The organism is Gluconacetobacter diazotrophicus PA1 5, assembly GCF_000067045.1.
GTDB classification, from domain to species: domain Bacteria; phylum Pseudomonadota; class Alphaproteobacteria; order Acetobacterales; family Acetobacteraceae; genus Gluconacetobacter; species Gluconacetobacter diazotrophicus.
On the sequence record NC_010125.1, the window covers coordinates 202,250 to 221,840 of the forward strand.

Here is a 19,591-nt window from a genome sequence, read left to right on the forward strand (position 1 = left end):
TCAGCTGTTGACCGACCATGCCACAGGGGCAAGTGACGCGATCTCCGTGACCGAGCAGGCGGTATTCCGGGCGGCAGCCTGGCGCATCATTCCGCTGCTCGTCGTCTGCTACATGTTTTCCTATCTCGATCGGATCAATCTCAGTTTCGCCCGCGTTCCGATGGAAAACAGCCTTCATTTTTCCGACGCAACGTTCGGGCTGGGGGCGGGCCTGTTCTTCATCGGCTATATTGCCTTTCAGGTGCCCTCGTCCCTGTTGCTGGCCCGTTTCGGGGTCAGGCGCACCATCGCGGCCATCATGATAGGCTGGAGCCTGATCTCGTTCCTGTTCACGATCGTGGGGACCGACTGGCAGTTCTGCCTGCTGCGCGTGTCGCTGGGCGTGGCGGAGGCCGGGTTCTACCCGGCCGTGCTCTATTACCTGGCGATATGGTTCTCGCGGCAGATGATCGCGCGGGTCACGGCGGCTTTCCTGATCGCCATTCCGGCTTCCGGCGCCATCGGCGGTCCGGTTTCCGTCGCCATCCTGGCGCATTTTGATGGCGTACTCTCCATTCCCGGGTGGAAATGGATGTTCCTCCTGGAAGCCGTGCCCCCCCTTCTGCTGGGCCTGGTGGTATGGCGGCGTCTGGATGACGGTCCGGAAGACGCACGATGGCTCGGCGCGGCGGAGCGGCGGATCGTCCTTGCACGCGTGCATGCGGGATGGGGGGCTGCCGGCGCGGCGTCGGCACCGGTCGGCAGGGCGCGACCCTTCGCCGCGTTGTCGCGCCCGATCGTCCGGTTGCTGATCCTGATCTGCTTCTGCCAGGCGGTGTGCAATTACGGCATTGTCTTCTGGATCCCTACCTTCGTCGCGCAGGTGCTTGCGGCATCGTCCGCGACTATCGGCCTGTACATGATTATTCCCTTCGCGACGGCAATGGTGGCGATGACCCTGAATGCGCGCAGTTCCGACCGGCATCAGGAGCGACGCTGGCATATGGCGGCCCCGTTCCTGATCGTGTCGGTCACGCTTGTGCTGGCTTTCCTGTGCCAGGGGAGCGGCATGCTGGCCCTGCTGCTTCTGACGGCCGCGCTGGCGGCCGCGCTGTGCGTGACGGGCATGATCTTCACCATTCCCACCCTGGTGCTGGGTCAGGAGGTGCTGGCGACCGGGCTGGCGTGGATCAACAGTCTCGGAGCGCTCGGGGGGCTGGTCGGTCCGTATGGGATCGGTTGGCTGCGCGTCCATACCGGCCAGCCGCTGGCGGGTCTGTTTCTGGTGGCGTTCTGTGCGCTCGTCGGGGCGATTGCCACATTGTGCCTGCCGCGACGGGCAACGGATGCGGCCCGGGTCGCGACGCCGGCGTGACAGCGGCAGGCGGGAGGCCGCGGACCCTGCGCTGATGAATCTGCGCCGCGAAATCGGACGCGGCAATGCCGGATGGGTGCCGTTGAGCGGTTATAATATATTTTTATGACGAACTATAATCACAATATTATTGAAAAATTGCGACATCGTTATTATTCCGAATCAGACGCGAAGCCAGATCGGAAAAAGTCAGTCGCTCGACTGCAATTTGTCTCGGTATAGACACAATACCGGTTCCTGCTCACAGTGCGGTGTAAACCTGACCTTTCTCGAAGAAGCATCAATAAGCGTAGGAGTTTTTTTTGAATGGCTGGTAGTCCGAGGCGATTTACTGGTCGCCAAGGGTGTGGTGGAAAATGGAGAATACATATGTCGGAAAACTCGCGATGCCCGCAGATATATTGGTATATCTGCATTACGTCATGTGTAGTCGGGGCAGGGATGCTTCTGCCCAGCCACACGGCACAAGCGCAAGCTGTAAGCCAGGCCCCGGACCAGGCGACATTCACGTCGAAAAGCAACCGGCATATCAATAAACCGAATCCGGCGTCGCCTTCCGCCAGGAATGTGGTGAAGCAGGCGGAAGCGATCACCGTCAGCGGTACGGCCACGCCGGGAAATTCCGCCCTGTCCATTTCGACCCGCGAACACAGTACCGTACAGGTATTCCGTTACAGCGCCGAACAGTTGCGGGAAACCGGGCAGACCAGCATCTATGCGGCCATCGCGCAGCTCTCGCCGGCCGTGACCTCCACCCCGTTCGCGGGCATCGGCGGCAACGGCCTCAACAAGTCGATGCAGTTGCGGAATCTCGGCGCAGACCAGACCCTGATGCTGGTCAATGGAAAACGCCGCCACGTCGACGCCAATTTCAATTATTACCAGTCGGGACAGAACTACGGCACCGATCCCGCCGACCTCTCGCTGATTCCAATGAGTGCGATCGATCATGTCGAGATCATCACGGAAGGGGCCAGCGCCCTCTACGGCCAGGATGCCGAGGCTGGAGCGGTCAACATCGTCCTGAAGCAGGATACGCACGGCGGGACGTTCGACCTGCAGAACAGTGGCTATTACCCTGGTGACGGTCAGACGGTCGATGGCAACGTCGATTACGGGATGGCGCTCGGGCGCAATGGCGGTTATCTGAATGTCGCGGCACAGATCACCAATCAGCTCCGGACAAACCGCTCCGGGCCGTATCTGGGCAGCCTTTATCTGGACCCGTCGGATCCCCGCGCCGCGGCCCTGGGGCGCAATGTGCAGAATCTTTCGGGATCGCCTCAGTCACTGCTGGAAACCGTCAGCCTGAATGCCGCCTATCCGGTGGCGAAGAACTTCGAATTCTACAATACGTCGACATTCGCCCATAAGGACATTCAGGAAGCCCAGACCTATCGGGCGGCTTCGAACGATCTTATCATTCGTTCATTCTATCCCAATGGGACCCAACCGTACCTGATCGGCACCGAAAACGATTTCCAGGTCAATGACGGCATACGCTCGTCGAACTTCCTGGGCATGGAATGGGATATCTATGCCAATTACGGCAGAGACCAGATGGCCAACGAAATCAGGGACACCGACAATCCCACCTATGGCCTGGCCAGCCCGCGTTCGTTTTCCACGGCGCGATTCATTTCGGACGAGCTGGCGGCCGGTTTCAAGTCAACCAAGTTCTTTCATACGTCCCTTTTGCCCCGCCCGATCAACTTCTCATATGGCTTTGAATATCGGCGGGACAGCTTCCATATCGGCGCCGGAGAGCCCGCGTCCTACACGGACGGGGGGGCTACGGTGCTCGACGGTCCGGATGCGGGCCATGTCGTCGCGGCCGGCGCCGTCGACAAGTTCGGCGTCCCGCCGCTGGCGGCAGGGACGCAGGTGCGGAATGTCTTTGATGGTTCGGTCAATCTCGATTTCTTCGCAACCAGGAAATGGGAATGGACCCTGGGCGGTCACGCCGTAGGCTACAGCGATGTCGGTGCCGCAGCCACGGGGTCCATCGGGACGCGTTATAATTTCACCAAGAATTTCGCGCTCCGCGCCAACGCGAATACGGGATTCCGGCCCCCGACCCTCGCGGAAGAGGCTTTTTTCTCCGAGACCACCTTTCCCACGTATCGGACGGCACAGCTGCCCGTCAATTCGCCGTGGGCGCGGGCACTCGGCGCGTCCAAGCTGAAGGGTGAACAGTCGCGCAGCTTCAGCGTCGGCGCCGACGTTACGCTACTGCCGAACTGGACCCTGACCGCAAACTTGTACCGAATTTCGATCAACGATCGACTCTACAATTCCTCGTTGTTCGGTGGCACGAACATCGAATCCATCCTGGCCGGCGTCGGGCTGCCGAATGTTCTCTATGCGTCCTATTACAGCAATCCGGTCAATACGGCGACGAATGGCGGTGATATTTCGACCAGCTATACGTTGCATACCACGTCCGGAACATTCCTTTTCAGTTTCTCGGTTAACATCGCCGATACGGAGATCACGCACCATAACGCGACGCCCGGTATTCTGACCGCACTTGGACAGACGTCCTTCAATCGCACCAACGAGGAATTCCTGCTTCATTCGGCACCGAAGAATATCGAGAATCTGTCGGTTTCCTGGAACAAGGGCCCCTATTCGTTCCGCGTTCAGGAACAGCGCTTCGGCTCCTATACCTGGGTCGCGTCGCCCTCGCTCGTCCAGACCCAGTGGACGTATGCCGGGCCATCCTATATCACGAATCTCGAACTCGGTTATGACGTCTTCAAGCGCTGGCACATCGCGGTCGGTGCCTACAATGCGGGAAACCACTATCCTACCCGCGCCAATGCCGCCTCGCGCGCCGCGTTGCAGAATGCCTTTATCTACGCAGGAAACTCGCCATACGGCTTCAATGGAGGGATGTACTATGTCAAGACATCCCTGAAATTCTGACGACGGACAAGGCGCCGAAACGCGGATGTTCGCCATCACGGACCTTGTTACGATGTTCCGCCGGGGCGCTGTGAAGGCGCCCCGGGAACTGAACGCTGCAAAGGTCGCGTGGACGACACCGGCACGGGACGGCTCTGTTTTCAGGAAACGGTCATTGATGAAAAATGTGACGCCACGGCAGGCTTCGTTCCAGGAGGACCAGAATCCGCAGATCATGCGGGCGCGGCTGTCACAATGGCGGATCGCGTTTGCCAGCATCGTGGGGACGATGCTGGAATGGTATGATTTCACCATCTACAATACCATGGCGGCCCTGATTTTCGGTCGCCTCTTCTTCCCCTCCGCGCAGCCGCGTGTGGGCATGATCCTCGCATTCTCGACATATGCCGTGGGCTACGTTTCGCGCCCGGTCGGAGCGGTCGTGTTCGGCTGGATCGGGGATCGATATGGTCGCAGGACGGTCCTGGTATTCGCCCTGACCCTGATGGGGGCCTGTACTGCCAGCATTGCCGTGTTGCCGACATTCGAATCGATCGGGATCGTCGCCCCGCTGGGCCTCAGCATCGTCCGCTTTCTGCAGGGGCTCGCATTGGGCGGGGAGTGGGCGGGGGCGGTTCTGATCGCCACGGAACACGGAAGTGCGCACCGTCAGGGGCGGAATTCATCCTGGGCGCAGATGGGGCCGGCGGCGGGGATATTGCTGGCGACGTTCGTCATCGGTGGCGTGGGGATTTTCATGCCCGACAGGGCTTTCCTGTCCTGGGGCTGGCGTGTTCCCTTTGCCCTGAGCGCGTTCCTGATGGTGTTCGGCCTTTGGGTCCGTCGCGCCGTTCCCGAGACGCCGGTGTTCGCCAAGAGCCGCCACGAGGCCGGCGCGCCCCCCCTGGTCGAAGTGCTGCGCAAGCATAAGGCCGCGCTGGCTATCGCATCGTCTTCGAGAATCGGGACGGACGTCCTCTATTCGCTCCTGCTCATTTTCAGCATTTCCTACATAACGCAGTTTCTCGATATGCCCCGTTCCGTCGCGCTGGGCTGCACGCTGACAGGCAGCGCCTGCGAACTTGTCGCGATTCCGGTCTTCGGCTCTCTGATCGACCGGATAGGGTGCCGGAAAGTCTATGCAGGCGGCATCCTGGCCGGCTCGCTCATCACGCTAGCGTTCTTTCCGGTATTCGGCATGAAACTGCCCCTGGCGATCTTCGGCCTGACGGCGATCGGGACGGTGTCCCATGCGGCGATGTATGCGGCGCAGGGCACATTCATTACCAATCAGTTTCCTTCCACCGTGCGCTATACCGGGTCGTCCCTGGCTTACACGCTTGGCAGCCTGGCAGGCGGCAGTGCATTCGCCCCGCTGATCATGAGCAGCATTGTGGGCGGATGGACAGGCACCTGGGGGATTACACTTTACGTCATGGTGACCCTGGCAGTCACCGCGGCCGGCATTGTCGCCGCGGGGCACAGGACACCCTCCGAACAGTCATAGCCGGTTACTCTGTATCCTCTTGAGATCGGATAAAAGAATGTTTGTCCTCAATCCTTTGCCTCCTGCCGTGGCGGCCAGCGACCTCGCGCTCCTGATCCAGGCCGAGCCCGCCGTGATCGGTCATTTTCGCTATGCCGGTTTTATGATGCCCAGGATCCGCGCCCATTTCCAGGATCGGCGTGTGGCGGGGACCGCCGTGACGCTCCGCATGCCCAGCATGGATGGGTCGATCGTCCATTATGCGATAGGAAAGGCGCGTCCGGGGGATATCCTGGTGATCGACCGCTGTGGAGACACGGCCATCGCCGCCATGGGGGGGGCGGTCGCCTATGCGGCCAAATGTGCCGGGGTCGCTGGTATCATCGTCGATGGCGCGGTGACCGACCTGGGTGAATTGCGGCAGTACGGCGTGCCTGTCTGGTCGAGCGGTACATCGGCCGTCACGGTTAAAACCCTGGGCCTGGGCGGCGAGTTCTGCATTCCGGTCAGTTGCGGTGACGTCGCGGTCAACCCGGGGGATGCGATCCTCGCGGACGAAAACGGGGTACTGGTCCTGCCGCCCGCGGATGTCGCTGCGGCCGCGGCACGAGCCATCCAGATGCAGGCCGACGAGAAGGTGACGCTTGCCCGTCTCACCGCCGGCGAGAAATATCCGGATATCATGGGCACGACCGACGTGATCAACGAATGGGTGGCGCGCCACGGATGTTGAGCGGGACCGTTCGCAGGATGGCGTGTTTCCGGAACCGTGATGTCTGACAAGGGTGAATGGCGATGAACCTCAAGTCGCTCGAGGTCCTTCTGTCGATAGACCGTCTGGGAGGGTTCAAGGCTGCGGCGGAGAGTCTTCGCCTGACGCAGCCGGCAATTTCGATACGCATCGCGCAACTGGAACATGAACTGGGCGCGAAGCTGTTCTATCGTACGGGCAATCAGGTCTCGCCGACGCCTATCGGCAAGACGCTGATCTATTATGCCGAGCGCATTCTCGAACTTCATGACGAGGCCGTCGCGACGATCAAGGGGCACAGCGAGAAGAACGGAATCCTGCGTCTCGGGACGATAGAGACCGTCGTCCATACCTGGCTGCCGCATCTTCTTTCGCGAATCGGCGTGAAATATCCGAATATCACGATCGATCTCGATATCGGGAATTCCGACGATATTCAGCGCAAGGTTACGAAGGGGATGCTGGATCTCGGGATCTTCATCGGGCCGGTGAACTCTCCCGTCATGATCGAGACGTCCGTCTACAAGTTCAAGCTCGGTCTTGTCGCCTCGAAGAAATTCAAGGATGCCAGGCTGGAGGAGATCGGACTCGGAAATCTGCCCTCCCTGTCGCTCATGACGTTCTCGCGCAATACCGTCCCGCATTCGATGCTGTGCAGCCTCCTGGCCAGGGAAGGGATCAGTCGCCATCGTATTCATGCCATGAGTTCGGCGCCGATGATCGTCAACATGCTCCTCAAGCGTCCGGGACTGGCGCTGATCCCCCAGGCGGTCGTCAGGAACCATCTCGAATCCGGGGAACTCTGCCTTCTGGACGTCGGCATGCCCGTTCCAAAGGTCAATTGCGTGGCGGGGCGCCTCATCAGGCATAATTCCGAAATTATCGAGGATGTCGTCAAGATTGCCCAGCAGGTTGCGATTGACGAATTCGGTGAGTCCGGATGATGCATCGATCGGTCCGGTGTGTGGCAAAGTAATGAAGTCATATATGACTGTATAACAATACCTTATCATCGTTGTTTTTCTGGTTTTCGTTCAAAGTGCCTTTATAGTCATTGATGGTGACGCCGTCTGGATTGTCGCCGGTTGCGGATGGTCTTGTGTCCGTCTCGACGTCTGAAGGAGAAGATCGTGACGAAATTCGAACAAATGATAGAGACGGGCATCGCCACATGGAGCGGCATCGTACCGCCGAGCGAACTCGCGCGACGGCTGGAGGCGGAACTGGCGGTGACGATCTCCGCGTTCGAGGCGATGCGGGGGCAACTGCGGTTCGAGGATGAACCGTCGAGCTTCGAAGCAGCGCTGCAGGCGGCAAAGCAATGACCGCGCGGGATCTGGCCGATCTGAGCCTTGTGGATGCGGTGGACGCGGTCGCTATGCGCGAGACGACCTCCATGGCGCTTCTGGAGGCCTGTCTGGCCCGGCTTGACGCCGCCGAGGAGCGGATCAACGCCACCATCTGGCTCGATCGGGAGGGGGCTTTCCGCGCGGCGGAGGCCGCCGACAAGGCCGTGGCCGCGGGCGCTGCGCTGGGGCTGCTGCACGGCCTGCCGCTGGCGCACAAGGACATGTACTATCAGGCCGGCAGGCCGTGCACCTGCGGATCGGTGATCCGCAAGGATTTCGTCCCCACGGTGACGGCGACCGTGGTCGAGCGCATGGCCGCGGCCGGGGCCTATGCCTATGGCGGCCTGAACATGGCCGAATTCGCAATGAACCCGACGGGTCACAACGCGCATTACGGCGACTGTCATAACCCCTGGAACCTTCCCTATATCACCGGTGGCTCGTCCAGCGGATCGGGGGCGGCGGTCGCCTCGCGCTGCACCTATGGCGCGTTGGGGTCCGATACGGGTGGTTCCATCCGTCTGCCGGCGGCTGCCTGTGGCGTGACGGGCCTGAAGCCGACACAGACGCGGGTCAGCCGCGCGGGGGTGATGCCGCTTTCCTTTTCGGCGGACAATGTGGGCCCCCTGACGCGCACGGTGCGGGATTGTGCCCGCATGATGAAGGTCATCGCCGGGCAGGACAGCCGCGACCCGACCAGTTCCGCCGAGCCCGTACCGGATTATGAGGCCGCCCTGGACGGCGATCTGCGGGGCCTGCGGGTCGGCATTCCGACCACTTATTTTCTGGATGGCGCCGATGCTCCGGTTGTCGCCGCATTCGAGGCCGCGGTAGCTGTCCTGGCCGGACGCGGCGCAACCGTAATGCGGCTGCCGCTGCCGCTGATGGATGCGGTTTCCGTCTATGCCGGTGTTCTCCTCCGTGTCGAAGCCGCGGCGATCCATGCCGAATGGATGCGCGAGCGCCCCCAGGACTATTCCGTACAGCTCAGCGCGCGGCTGTTTGGCGGCAATGCCATTCCCGCTCCTTATTACGTGGAGGCGTTGAGCCGGCGCGGCCCGATCCTCAAGGCCTTCGCGGATGAGGTCTTCGGGCAGGTCGATGTCCTGGCGACGCCCACGATCCGCACCTGCCTGCCGACCCTGGCCGAGACCAATATCGACCAGGGGTCGCCCGCTTCCGTGCAGGCGTTCATGGCCGTGTCCGCGAATACGCGACCGTTCAACTATCTGGGCCTGCCGGCAATCAGCGTGAATTGCGGTTTCGACCCGAACGGTTGCCCCATCGGCCTGCAGATCGCCGGCCGACCGTTCGCCGAGGCGCGCGTGATGACGGTTGCCGATGCCTACCAGCGCGACACGGACTGGCACACCAGACAGCCGCCTCTCTGAATCCTGCCTGTCGGAACGGACTCATCGGCCGATGCGTCCGTTCCGTCATGTCTGTGAACCGGCACTGGCTGCCTCGGGGGCAGGCGGTCTTTCGACCGCCTGCCAGTACCGTCGTATGCTATACATAACCGCCCTCGCGGTCCGCCTGGCGTCGTGTTTCCGTCCGGGCCCCGGGCGCGCCAAGGCCGCCCCCGCCGGGCGTCATGATGATCAACGTCTCGTCGGGCGGGATAATCTGTAGCCCCTTGCCTGCGAGTTCCCTGCCGCCCGCCAGCTTGACGCAGCCGGGGGCGCCGTCCTTGCCCCCGACTGCGCCGCGCGGGGGGTATGTGATCCGGTCGAATGCGGCCAGCAGGTCGAACGGCCGCTGTTCCGTGCTGCCGATCTCCATGATCTGACCCAGGCCGCCGCGGGTCTCGCCGTCGCCGCCGCTGCCTTCGCGGAATTCCTTGCGCCAGAAGATGAGGGGGCACTGTATTTCCGCGATCTCGATCGGGGTGCCATGGACGCCGGAGGGAAACGCGGTGGCCGACAGCCCGTCCAGGCCCGGCCGCGCGCCCGTGCCGCCATTGGTCGTGATGGCCAGGGCGAAGGCCTGCGTCGTATCCTGGCCGTCCGGCACCCAGTTTCCGCGTACCGTGATGTTCCACAGGCAGGATGTGCCTTCGGCCGGAATCCGGTCGGGCAGGGGCGTGCGCAGGCAGCCGAACACCATGTCCGGCAGCATCTGCCCGACGATATGCCGTGCGGAGACCGGCGCCGGGTACGGCGCGTTGAGCACGCTTCCCGCCGGTGCCGTGACGCGATAGGCCGCCAGTGATCCGGCATTGTTGGGCACGTCCGGCGCGATGGCGCAGGCCAGGCCGAACACCGTATAGGCCTTGGTATAGGCCAGCGGTACGTTGATTCCGCGTGGCACGACGGGGTCCGACCCGTCATAATCGACCTGCACGCCATCGGCATCGATCGTCAGGCTCGCCCGCAGCGTCAGCGGCGCATCGTAGCCGTCTATCGTCATGTCGTACGACCATGTGCCGCGTGGCAGGGCGGCGATTTTTTCCACGACGGCATCGTACGATCGCTCGATGATGAAATCGGCCAGCGGTTCCAGCGTATCGATGGCGAATTCGTCCATCATCGCGCGCAGCGCGCGCACGCCGACGTCGTTGCAGGCCGCCAGGGAATAGGTATCGCCCTCGGTGTCGACCGGCAGGCGGGTGTTGGTGCGGATCATCGCCATCAGGGTCTCGTTCACCCGGCCCTGGTCGATCAGCTTGAGCATGGGGATCGACAGCCCCTCCATCAGCACGTCCGTCCCTTCCGGGCCGCAGCCCAGGCCGCCGATATCCATCAGGTGGCTGGTGCAGGAGAACAGCCCCACAAGCTTTCCCCTGTGGAAGGCCGGGGTCGTGACGACGAAATCGTTCAGGTGCCCCGTGCCCATCCACGGGTCGTTGGTGATGTAGGCATCGCCGTCCTTCATGGTCTCGATGGGGAAGTGGCGCAGGAAATGGCCCACGGATTCCGCCATCGAATTGACGTGGCCGGGGGTGCCGGTCACGGCCTGCGCGATCATGCGGCCCCGCAGGTCGAAGATTCCCGCCGAAATATCCTCGCATTCGCGCACGATCGGGCTGAAGGCCGTGCGAATCAGGACCTGAGCCTGCTCGCCGACGACGGCGATCAGGCGGTTCCACATGATCTGGAGATCGATCTGGTTCCGCGCGTTCATTGGGCCGTTTCCTTCATGTCCATGACGATATTGCCGCTGCCGTCGATAAAGGCGTCGAAGCGGGCCGAAACGTAGGTGGTGGTCTCGCGCTCGGCGATCAGGGCCGGTCCGGGAACGATGCTGCCGGGGCGCATGTCGTCGCGGTCATGGACCGCCAGTTCTACGAACTGCCCCCTGGCCCCGTCGAACAGCCGGCGCGTCCGTTCCGGCGCCGCCCCGTGCCGTGCCGGCGTGGGGGCGAAGGGTTCGGGTTTCGCGGGCGTGGTCGAAACACAGACCGACCAGTTCAGGATCTCGACCGGGGCGTTGGGGATGACGCGCTCGAACTGGCGGGCATATTCCGCCTCGAATGCCGCCCGCAGCGCCGGCAGGGCGTCGGGCGTCAGCGGTCCGTCCGGCAGGGACACGATGATTTCGTGTCCCTGTCCGACATAGCGCATGAAGCCGCCGCGCCGGACGGTCAGCGCCGCCGCGTCGGCTCCGTCCTGCACCATGTCCCGCGCCGTGTCCGTCATATCGTCCAGCAGGGACGTCATGGCGGCGGTGTCGAAGCCGGCATTCAGCCGCACCGGGCAGGAGCGGACGATCTCGAACGAGACCGGGGCGGCCAGGAAGCCGACGGCGGACCCCACACCGGCGTTCGACGGCACGACCAGCCGGCGGACCCCCAGTTTTTCGGCCACGCGGGCGGCATGCAGCGGGGCCGCGCCGCCGAAGGCGATCATGGTGTGGGTACCGATGACCGCCCCACGTTCGGCGGCATGCACGCGGGCGGCGCTGGCCATGTTCTCGCACACGATTTCATAGACCGCGTGGGCCGCCATTTCCGGCGACAGGCCCAGCGTGGTGCCGACGGCCTGCTGCAACGCGATCGCCGCGCGCTCGGGCTGCAGGGTCATGCTGCCGCCGGCGAAGGCCTCCGGCTGGATCAGGCCCAGCGTCACGTCCGCGTCGGTCACGGCCGGGCGCGTGCCCCCCAGCCCGTAGCAGGCCGGCCCGGGTACGGACGATGCGCTTTCCGGCCCGACGACGACGCGCTTCATGGCGTCCAGATGGACGAGCGACCCGCCCCCCGCGCCGATCTCGACCATTTCGATGACGGGAATGCGCAGCGGCAGGCCCGATCCTTTCATGAAACGGGCCGTGCGATCCACTTCGAACACGCGCGAGGATGCGGGCTGACCGTGTTCGATCAGGCAGATCTTGGCCGTGGTGCCGCCCATGTCGAAGGACAGGACACGATCCTCGGCCAGGCGCCCGGCGCATTGGGCGGCGAAGATCGCGCCGCCCGCCGGACCGGATTCGACCAGGCGCACCGGAAACTGCCGCGCCGTCTCCAGCGACGTCAGTCCGCCGCCCGACGTCACCAGATACAGCGCCCCACGGAACGACTGCGCATCCAGCGCCTGTCGCAGCCGGCCCAGATAGCCGGCCATCAGCGGCTGGACATAGGCGTTGGCGACGGTGGTGGAGGTGCGCTCATATTCACGCACTTCGGGGCAGACGGCGCTGGAAAGCGAAATCGGAATGTCCGGAAGCGCCTCGGCCAGGATCTCGCCGGCGCGGCGCTCATGGTCCGGATTCGCGTAGGAATGCATGAAGGCGATCGCGATCGCCTCGGCCCCCGCGGCGCGCAGGCGCGGCGCCAGCGCGCGCAGCGCGTCCTCGTCCAGCGGCCTCTGGACCCGCCCCCGTGCGTCCATGCGCTCCGGCACGGTGAAGCGCGCGGTACGGGGAACCAGCGGCGCCGGCTTCCGGATCATGATGTCATACTGGTTGAACCGGCTTTCCGTGCCGATTTCCAGGATGTCGCGAAATCCCTCGGTGCCGATCAGTACCGTCAGGGCGCCTCGCCGTTCGATAATGGCGTTGGTCGCCAGCGTCGTGCCATGGACGAAGACCGTGACGTCGGCGAAGGCCAGCCCGGCATCGCCCAGGATCAGGCCGATTCCGGTCATCACCCCTTCCTCGGGCGCATGCGGCGTCGTCAGGACCTTGCGCGTCAGGCGCCCGCGCGGGGTTTCCAGCACGATATCCGTGAACGTTCCGCCAATATCGGCGGCCAGGCGAATTTGCATCTTGGGGGACATGCCCTGCCTCCGGGTTCAGGTTAGGATCAGGCTGCGCCGCCACGGTCCGGCGCCGAATAGACGGGAGCGAGATGCCTCATGACGAACACGAAACCCGGCCGCCGCGCGCGCGCGGAACAGCCGTCCGAAGCGTTGGCCCTGGCCATGGAACGCGCCTTTATCGTGTCGTCGTCGCATCTCGCCAGTCCTGGAAACGAAGATCTCAGCGAGTTCGAATTCGCGCTGACGGTCGTCAATCATGCGTTCCAGCGCTGGGTGGTGCGCGGCATGGCGGCGGCGAACCTGCCCGACCTGTCCCCGCTGGACGCGCTGATCCTGCACAGCGTCAATCACCGCCATCGGCAGAAAAGCATCTCGGACCTGATGTTCACGCTCAATCTGTCCGAACGCCATTACCTCAATTATGCGATGAAGAAGCTGGACCGGCTGGGCCTCATCACCCGCCGCCGCGACGGCAAGGAGGTTTTCGTCGGCGCGACGGAGAAGGGGCGGACGGTCTGCGAGGATTACGCCCGTATCCGCAAGGTCTGCCTGCTGGAACTCATCCCCCCGGACCGGCGGCCGGGCGGCGTGAAGATCGGCGAGGTCGCGAAGGCGCTGCGCGTGCTGACGGGATTCTACGAACAGGCGTCGCGCTCGGCCTCGTCGCTCTAGGACGCGGCGCTCAGGCATCGGTTATCTCGAAGGCCGGGGCGTGAAAGCCGATGGGCGCGCCGTCCTCGGCCAGGACGGCGCTGAGCGTCCCGGCCGCCGGCGACGGGATCGGGAGGAGGGCCGGCCCGATCTCGACAAAGCCCAGAATCGCCCCGCATGCGACCGTCGCGCCCGTTTGCGCGCCTTCGGCCCCCAGGCGGAAGATGCCCATCTCCGGGCTCAGGGCCCGCGTCACGGCGGGCGCCCCGGCGGCTGCGGGGACGACCGGCGTCTGCGTCGCCGCCTCGGCCAGCCGCAGGGTCAGCCTGGTCCCGGCGTCGCCCACCGTCAGGCTTCGGACGGCATTGCGCCGCATGGCCGCGACCAGCGCGGGCAACTGGTCCAGGATCGTCATGGCGTGGCCCCTTCGGCCGCCAGTGCCTCCAGATAATGGACGGAGACGCCGCCGGCGCAAAAATCTGCGGCGTCCATCAGGCGGCGATGCAGCGGGGCGGTGGTGGTGATGCCTTCGACCATCATCTCGTCCAGCGCCGCGCGCATCCGCGCCAGCGCATCGGCGCGGTCCGCGCCATGGACGATCAGCTTGGCGACCAGCGAGTCGTACTGCGGCGGTACCGTGTATCCGTCATACAGGTGCGTATCGACCCGCACGCCGGGGCCGCCCGGCGGGCGCCATGTCCGCACGAGGCCGGGGCAGGGGGCGAATGTTTCCGGATGTTCCGCGTTGATCCGGCATTCGATGGCATGGCCGCGCGTTTCGATATCGGACTGGCCGAACGACAGGGGATGTCCCATGGCGATACGCAGTTGTTCGCGCACGATATCGATGCCGGTCGTCATTTCGGTCACCGGGTGTTCCACCTGCAGGCGCGTGTTCATCTCGATGAAGGAAAACGCGCCGTCCTCGTAGAGGAATTCGAACGTGCCGGCTCCGACATACCCCATCCGGACGCAGGCGCGGGCACAGCGCTCGCCCAGGTCGGCGATACGGTCGGGCGGAATTCCGATGGCGGGCGCTTCCTCGATCAGTTTCTGGTGCCGGCGTTGTACGGAACAGTCCCGCGCGCCCAGCCAGACGGCCTGGCCCGCCCTGTCGGCCAGGACCTGGATTTCCACATGACGTGGGTGCTGCAGGAATCGCTCGGCATAGATCGACGGGTTGCCGAAGGCGCGTCCGGCTTCCTCGCGCGCGGTTTCGATCGCCTCCCGCGCGTTTTCGGGCCGGCGCACGACGCGCATGCCGCGCCCGCCGCCGCCGCCTGCCGCCTTGACGATCAGCGGATAGCCCACGCCGTCGCAGATCCGCACGGCCTCGGCGATATCGTCCGGCAGCGCATCGTCCGAGCCGGGCAGGCAGGGTACGCCGCTGTCGCGCATCTGCCGCTTGGCGGCGATCTTGTCGCCCATCATGCGCATGATGGACGCGGGCGGTCCCACCAGGACCAGGCCCGCGCGTTCCACCGCTTCGGCGAAATCGGCATTTTCCGACAGGAAGCCATAGCCGGGATGGATCGCGTCCGCCCCCGTCAATGCGGCGGCGCGCAGGATCCGCCCGGCATCCAGATAGCTCCGTGTCGCCGATGCGGGGCCGATGCAGATCCGCTGATCGACCAGGCGCAGATGCGCCAGGCCGGCATCGGCTTCGGAATATACGCCCACGCTGCGCAGCCCCAGCAGGCGGCAGGCGCGGGCAATGCGCAGGGCGATTTCGCCGCGATTGGCGATCAGGACGGTGCGGACGTCACGCATCCCGGCGCTCCACGGTGAACAGTTCGGTTCCCGGCTCCACCGCCTGGCCGTTTTCACACAGGATCGCGACGATCGTGCAGGGGAATTCGGCCTCGACCCGCGTCAGGGTCTTCATCACCTCCAGGATATAGAGGGGCTGTCCCTGCGCGACGACCGAGCCTGCGGTGACGAAGGGGGCGCCCCCCGGCGTGGGCGAGGCGTAGAACTGGCCATGCATCGTCGCCGTGATCGTGCAGGATGTGGGGGCCGGGGCGGGCAGGGGGGACGGCGGCACGTCCGGCGTCGCGGCAGGCACTGTCCCCGGTGCCGGGGACGCCGGGGGGGACGTGTCCCGGACCAGGCGGACATGCTCGTCGCCATGGGTGTATTCCAGCTCGGCAATGCCGAGTGCGTGCATCCGGTCCATGAGGATCGTGATGCGCTCCAGATCGACGGTCATCGGGGCTTCTCAGGTCAGCGCGCGCAATGTGATGCCCGCCGCTTCCAGCCGGGCGCGCACGGTGCGGGCGACCGCGACGGACTCGGCATTGTCGCCATGCACGCAGATTGAATCGATCCGGGTCGGGAGCATCCGGCCCGACACGGTTTCGATGGCGCCGGCCCGCACCATGCGGACGATGCGGTCGGCCGCGAAATCCGCGTCGTGCAGCACGGCACCCGGTTCCTTGCGGGAGACCAGGTGCCCGTCCTCGGTGTACGCGCGATCGGCGAAAATCTCGGAAAAGATCGTCATGCCGCGTTCGCGGCCGATCCGTTCCAGATGGCTCAGGGCGATGGCCATCAGCGGCAGGGTGGGGTCGATGCGCCGCACGGCCTCGATCACGGCCTCGGCCACGGCGGGGTCCCGCTCGGTCAGGTTGCCCAGCGCACCATGCGTCTTCACATAGGTCATGCGATGCCCCGCATAGGCCGCCAGCGCCTGGGCGGCACCAACCTGATAGGCGACGATCCGCTCGATCTCGCCGGTTGAAAACGGCATGACGCGTCGCCCGAACCCCCACAGGTCGGGAAAGCCGGGATGGGCCCCGACGGCCACGCCCTTGTCCCGGGCGACGCGGAAGGTCGCGGCCATAACTTCCGGATCGCCGCCATGGAAGCCGCATGCCACGTTCGCGGACGTCACGACGTCCAGCATCGCCGCGTCATTGCCGATCGTGTAGTGGCCGAAGCTTTCGCCCAGGTCGGCATTCAGGTCGATGGTCTTGCGGTCGGTCATGGGGACGGTCTCCTGTGGAATCATGCCGGCATCAGCATGCGGCGCAGATCGGCGAACGCGTCCGCGCGGCGCGCCTGGTCCCGGGCCTCGGCCCGCAGCGCGGCGACGGCGTCCGTGCGCGTGGTCTCGACGAAGCGGATGCTGCCGTTCACGCGGGTCTGGGCCAGCAGGCGCAGGTCGGATTCGATGATGGTGGCGATCTTCGGATACCCGCCGCAGGTGTTGGCGTCGGCCATCTGGACGATCGGCTGTCCGGCAGGTGGCACCTGGACCGTTCCGGGCACGATCCCGTGCGAAAACAGGTTCAGCGGCCGTTGCTGGGCCAACGGTGTGCCCTCCAGACGATAGCCCATGCGGTTGGCGCTCGGCGTCAGCCGCCAGGCGGTCTGGAAGAACGCATGCCGCGCCTCGGCGGTAAAATCGTCATATTCGGCGGCGGGCAGCACGCGCACGCGGGTGGCGTCGGCGTCGGGCATGGGGCATCGGACCGCCAGGCCGTAGCCGTGCGGCGGCACGCCGGGCGTCGCGGGTACGCCGCAGGGCAGCCGGTCGCCCTTTTGCAGCGCGCGCCCCTCCAGCCCGCCGAACCCGCCCTTCAGGTCGGTGGCACGGGCGCCCAGCACCAGGGGCACGTCGATCCCGCCCGCGATGGTCAGATAGGTGCGGCATCCCGTGGTCGGGGCGTCGCATTGCAGCGTCTGCCCGGCCCGCGCGATCATGGCCCAGTCGGGCGGCAGGTCGATACCGTCCAGCCGGACGGGACCGCGCGCGCCGGTGACGGCGAAGGCGCGATCATCCAGGAAACGAAGACGGAACGGGAAGAAGGCGATCTCGATTCCCGCCGCGTCCGGCTCGTTGCCCAGCATCATGTTGCCGCAGGCCAGGGCCAGTATGTCCATTGCCCCGCCCCGCGCGACACCCAGGGTCATGGCCCGGGGACGGCCCCGGTCCTGAATGGTGTTCAGCGCCGAATTGGCAAGGATTTCGATCATGCGACCCTCGTGAAGCGTACGGTGTCGCCAATGCGCAGGACGCCCGGATCCGGGCGGTGCGGGTCGAACAGCGGCAGGGTCGTCCGCCCGATGATGTGCCAGCCGGAGGGCGCGGTGCAGGGCATGACGCCCGCGTGGCCCCCGCCCACCACCACGGCCCCGCGCTCCACGCTCAGCCGGGGCGTGTCGCGACGCGGCACGGCCAGGCGCGAATCCAGCCCGGTCATGTAGGCAAAGCCCGCCATCGCCCCGATGGCGGCCACGCTGTAGCGCCCGGCCAGATGCGCGGCGATGGTCTCCTCCTCCGACAGGCCGGCATGCGCCGCCACCAGGGCCAGGTCCTCGCCGAAGGCGCCGCCATAGGTGACGGGAATTTCGATCTCGCGCGCCGGGATCTCCTCGGCGGCGGCGGCGGCCCAGGTCCGGCGGATCAGGTCTTCGACCGCATCGGGTTCGGTGCGGAGCGCATCGAACGTGACCAGCAGGTTGTTGACCCCCGGCACCGCCTGCACGACCGACGGCTGGCCGGCCAGGGCGCGCGCCGCCGCCCAGATCCGGCGCTGCGTCGCGGCGTCGAACGGGCCTGCTGCGGCGTCCAGCAGGATGGCGCCGGTGCCGGCCATGCTCAGGCGGATCATCCTGCCGCGCCCCGCGCGACGGGCCGGGCATGGATCATGCGGCGCGGCATCGTCAGCGCCGCCGCCGCGCCGCACAGGATGATGCCGGCGGTGATGTAGAAGACGCCGTGGAAATTGCCCGTGGCCTGCAGCAGGTAGCCCGTCATGATGGGGGCGGCGATTCCCAGGCCGTTGCTGAAGGTCAATGTCAGGCCGGTGACCGATCCCAGCAGGTCGTGCTCCACGACCAGATCGGCCAGCAGCGCCATGTTGGCCCCCGTACCCGCAGCCATGAAGGCCATGGACACGGCCAGCAGGGGAATGATCGTGCCGGCGGTGGTGCAGAACGGCAGCAATCCCATCAGCGCGGCCAGGACCAGGAAGACGGCCACGACATGGCGGCGCGCGCCACGGACCAGCGGCCGCCCGGCCATCAGCCGTTCGCCGGCCTTGCCCGCGGCAAGCGACAGGACCGCGGCCCCGCAATAGCAATAGGCGGTGTCGGTCCCTGCCTGCACCATGTCCAGGTGCAGCACCTGCCGCAGCACCAGCGGCAGCCACGACATCAGCAGGAAGTTCGCGTAATTGGCGCAGCATTGGGCAATGACGACCCCCCAGAACGAGGACGAGGCGAACAATGTCGGCACGGACAGGATCCCGTGCCGCATCGTCCGGGTCCGTTCCACCTGCGCGGGATGGGCGAGCCACCACGCCACCGACCACAGCAGGCCGCCCGCCCCCAGGATGCCGAAGGCGGGCCGCCAGCCGAAACGCGCGATCAGCCATGCGCCCGCCGCGGCGCCGGATGCCAGGCCGATCGGAATGCCGCAGATAAAGGCCGTCATCATCAGGCCGCGCTCGGTGGGGGGGGCCCAGGCCCGCACCACCTTGTTGCCCAGGGAGAAGGTCGGTGCCTCGCCAATTCCCAGCAGCACGCGTGTGGCGATGAAGGCCGGAATGGTGGCGGCCATGCTGCCCAGGATCATGGCCATCGACCACAGCGCCACCGCCAGGGCGCCGACGGTGCGCGCACCCAGCCTGTCCAGCAGGATCGCGCTGGGCAGGTTCAGGATGAAATAGGACCAGAGAAAGCTGGACAGCACCCAGCCGATTTCGCCCGGCGTCAGGCCGAATTCATGGGCGATCGACGGCATTCCGACCGAAAGCGCCGCCCGGTCCCCATAGCAGATGACGCACATCGCAACCGCCAGCGCATAGATCACGTAGCGGAAAGGACGCGGTGTCACGACATCGGGGCGGACGATATTCAGCAAGGGGCGCTATCCTGTAAACTGCGTGTGGG

At 65.2% G+C, this 19,591-nt stretch carries 17 protein-coding genes; 8 read left to right on the forward strand and 9 right to left on the reverse strand.

The annotated features are described in order from the left end of the window. Positions 1 to 7: 7 nt before the first annotated feature. The 7 genes from GDI_RS00910 (at position 8) to GDI_RS00940 (ending at position 9,238) form a co-directional block, all read left to right on the forward strand. Positions 8 to 1,354 carry an MFS transporter gene (locus tag GDI_RS00910; protein WP_012222428.1) on the forward strand — a complete coding sequence of 449 codons (1,347 nt, stop codon included), beginning with the start codon at positions 8 to 10 and terminating at the stop codon, positions 1,352 to 1,354. Between the two features lie 369 nt (positions 1,355 to 1,723). Then, positions 1,724 to 4,282 carry a TonB-dependent receptor plug domain-containing protein gene (locus GDI_RS00915; RefSeq protein WP_012222430.1) on the forward strand — a complete coding sequence of 853 codons (2,559 nt, stop codon included), beginning with the start codon at positions 1,724 to 1,726 and terminating at the stop codon, positions 4,280 to 4,282. 157 nt (positions 4,283 to 4,439) lie between these two features. Further along, positions 4,440 to 5,768, forward strand: coding sequence for an MFS transporter (locus GDI_RS00920; RefSeq protein ID WP_012222431.1), 1,329 nt, complete (start codon positions 4,440 to 4,442; stop codon positions 5,766 to 5,768). A 37-nt stretch (positions 5,769 to 5,805) separates the two neighbouring features. Continuing rightward, complete coding sequence (locus tag GDI_RS00925; protein ID WP_012554225.1) at positions 5,806 to 6,480, forward strand: RraA family protein; 675 nt, start codon at positions 5,806 to 5,808, stop codon at positions 6,478 to 6,480. A 56-nt stretch (positions 6,481 to 6,536) separates the two neighbouring features. After that, positions 6,537 to 7,442, forward strand: a complete 906-nt coding sequence (locus GDI_RS00930; protein WP_012222433.1) for a LysR family transcriptional regulator — start codon at positions 6,537 to 6,539, stop codon at positions 7,440 to 7,442. A gap of 186 nt (positions 7,443 to 7,628) precedes the next feature. After that, positions 7,629 to 7,823, forward strand: coding sequence for a hypothetical protein (locus GDI_RS00935; RefSeq protein ID WP_183116236.1), 195 nt, complete (start codon positions 7,629 to 7,631; stop codon positions 7,821 to 7,823). After that, positions 7,820 to 9,238 carry an Asp-tRNA(Asn)/Glu-tRNA(Gln) amidotransferase GatCAB subunit A gene (locus GDI_RS00940; RefSeq protein ID WP_012222435.1) on the forward strand — a complete coding sequence of 473 codons (1,419 nt, stop codon included), beginning with the start codon at positions 7,820 to 7,822 and terminating at the stop codon, positions 9,236 to 9,238. Before GDI_RS00935 ends, GDI_RS00940 begins: the two co-directional genes overlap by 4 nt. 118 nt (positions 9,239 to 9,356) lie before the next feature. Here the strand turns inward: GDI_RS00940 and GDI_RS00945 are convergent, their stop codons facing one another. Continuing rightward, the gene (locus GDI_RS00945) at positions 9,357 to 10,970 is read right to left on the reverse strand and encodes a hydantoinase B/oxoprolinase family protein (protein ID WP_012222436.1); all 1,614 of its coding nucleotides are present in this window, start codon (positions 10,968 to 10,970) and stop codon (positions 9,357 to 9,359) included. Beyond that, entirely contained in the window at positions 10,967 to 13,060 is a 2,094-nt protein-coding gene (locus GDI_RS00950; RefSeq protein ID WP_012222437.1) for a hydantoinase/oxoprolinase family protein, read from the reverse strand. Before GDI_RS00950 ends, GDI_RS00945 begins: the two co-directional genes overlap by 4 nt. A 78-nt stretch (positions 13,061 to 13,138) precedes the next feature. Between GDI_RS00950 and GDI_RS00955 the strand changes: the two genes are divergently transcribed. Further along, complete coding sequence (locus tag GDI_RS00955; protein ID WP_012222438.1) at positions 13,139 to 13,714, forward strand: winged helix DNA-binding protein; 576 nt, start codon at positions 13,139 to 13,141, stop codon at positions 13,712 to 13,714. Between the two features lie 10 nt (positions 13,715 to 13,724). Here GDI_RS00955 and GDI_RS00960 read toward each other — a convergent pair whose 3' ends face one another. The 7 genes from GDI_RS00960 to GDI_RS00990 are packed head-to-tail and all read right to left on the reverse strand — an operon-like array spanning position 13,725 to position 19,562. Beyond that, on the reverse strand, positions 13,725 to 14,108 hold the full coding sequence (locus GDI_RS00960) for a hypothetical protein (protein ID WP_012222439.1): 384 nt from the start codon (positions 14,106 to 14,108) through the stop codon (positions 13,725 to 13,727). Beyond that, a complete protein-coding gene (gene accC, locus GDI_RS00965; RefSeq protein ID WP_012222440.1) occupies positions 14,105 to 15,463 on the reverse strand; it encodes an acetyl-CoA carboxylase biotin carboxylase subunit in 1,359 nt (452 codons plus the stop codon). Before accC ends, GDI_RS00960 begins: the two co-directional genes overlap by 4 nt. After that, entirely contained in the window at positions 15,456 to 15,902 is a 447-nt protein-coding gene (locus tag GDI_RS00970; RefSeq protein WP_012222441.1) for an acetyl-CoA carboxylase biotin carboxyl carrier protein, read from the reverse strand. Before GDI_RS00970 ends, accC begins: the two co-directional genes overlap by 8 nt. 9 nt (positions 15,903 to 15,911) lie before the next feature. Next, positions 15,912 to 16,679: a LamB/YcsF family protein gene (locus tag GDI_RS00975; RefSeq protein ID WP_012222442.1), complete on the reverse strand. Its 768-nt coding sequence runs from the start codon at positions 16,677 to 16,679 to the stop codon at positions 15,912 to 15,914. 20 nt (positions 16,680 to 16,699) lie between these two features. Further along, positions 16,700 to 17,671 (reverse strand): 5-oxoprolinase subunit C family protein, encoded by a 972-nt coding sequence (locus tag GDI_RS00980; RefSeq protein ID WP_012222443.1) that lies wholly within the window; start codon positions 17,669 to 17,671, stop codon positions 16,700 to 16,702. Next, positions 17,668 to 18,309, reverse strand: coding sequence for a 5-oxoprolinase subunit PxpB (pxpB, locus tag GDI_RS00985; RefSeq protein WP_012222444.1), 642 nt, complete (start codon positions 18,307 to 18,309; stop codon positions 17,668 to 17,670). The genes GDI_RS00980 and pxpB overlap by 4 nt, the downstream gene beginning before the upstream one ends. Next, positions 18,306 to 19,562 carry an MFS transporter gene (locus GDI_RS00990; RefSeq protein WP_012222445.1) on the reverse strand — a complete coding sequence of 419 codons (1,257 nt, stop codon included), beginning with the start codon at positions 19,560 to 19,562 and terminating at the stop codon, positions 18,306 to 18,308. Before GDI_RS00990 ends, pxpB begins: the two co-directional genes overlap by 4 nt. Positions 19,563 to 19,591 lie beyond the last annotated feature (29 nt).